The organism is Kitasatospora sp. NPDC085895 (assembly GCF_040702125.1).
GTDB classification, from domain to species: Bacteria; Actinomycetota; Actinomycetes; order Streptomycetales; family Streptomycetaceae; genus Kitasatospora; species Kitasatospora arboriphila.
In genome coordinates this window covers 1-1,041 of sequence record NZ_JBFBJY010000256.1, presented here as the reverse complement: position 1 = coordinate 1,041, position 1,041 = coordinate 1, and the positions used below count along the sequence as shown (strand labels likewise).

Sequence of the window (1,041 nt, the reverse complement as noted above, 5' to 3'; positions counted from 1 at the left end):
GGCGTTTGCTTTCCGCGTGCGCACGCCGGAAGACGTCGACCGCGCCGAAGCGTATTTCAAGGCGCTTGGCTGCCGCACCGAGCGTCGGGTGAACGGGTTCGCCAAAGGCATCGGCGATGCGGTGCGGGTAGAGGATCCGCTCGGTTTCCCATACGAGTTTTTCTACGACGTGCAGCACGTCGAGCGCCTGGCCTGGCGCTACGATCTGTATACGCCGGGCGCGCTGGTGCGCCTCGACCACTTTAACCAAATCACCCCTGACGTGCCGCGCGCCGTGGAATACATCCAGGGGCTGGGCTTTCGCGTGACGGAAGACATCCGCGATGAAGACGGCGTGGTTTACGCCGCCTGGATGCGCCGCAAGGCGACGGTACACGATACCGCGATGACCGGCGGCGCCGGGCCGCGCATGCATCACATCGCCTTCGCCACTCATGAAAAGCACAATATTTTGGCCATCTGCGACAAGCTCGGCGCGCTGCGCAAATCCGATTTGATCGAACGCGGCCCTGGCCGCCACGGCGTCTCCAACGCGTTCTATCTCTACCTGCGCGATCCCGATGGCCACCGGGTGGAAATCTACACGCAGGATTACTACACCGGCGATCCGGACAACCCGACCGTGACCTGGGACGTGCATGACAACCAGCGCCGCGACTGGTGGGGCAATCCGGTGGTGCCGAGCTGGTATACCGAAGGATCGCTGGTGCTGGATCTCGATGGGCAGCCGCAGCCGGTCATCGAGCGCAGTGCGCCCAGCGAAATGGCCGTCACCATCGGCGCAGACGGTTTTTCCTATACCCGCGAGGGCGATACGGAAAAAGGTTTCAAACTTGGCAATACGCTGTAAATGCCGCTGCGCGGGCCGCGCCCGCGCCTATGCGCCGTCTGGAGAACGTTATGCCCCATTTTTACGCTGAATGTACCGACAACATCCGCCGCGAGGCGGATTTGCCCACCCTGTTCGCCAAGGTCAACGAGGCGCTGGCGGCGACCGGCATCTTTCCGCTGGCCGGCGTGCGCAGCCGCGCCATCTGGCTC

General features: G+C 63.5%; 2 protein-coding genes. Both read left to right on the top strand.

What is annotated here, in order from left to right:
* A partial coding sequence (gene hpaD, locus AB0442_RS42670) for a 3,4-dihydroxyphenylacetate 2,3-dioxygenase (RefSeq protein WP_366168877.1) occupies window positions 1-850 on the top strand: 850 nt, incomplete at its 5' end.
* A gap of 29 nt (window positions 851-879) precedes the next feature.
* On the top strand, window positions 880-1,041 hold a 162-nt coding region (locus AB0442_RS42665), incomplete at its 3' end, for a hypothetical protein (protein ID WP_366168878.1).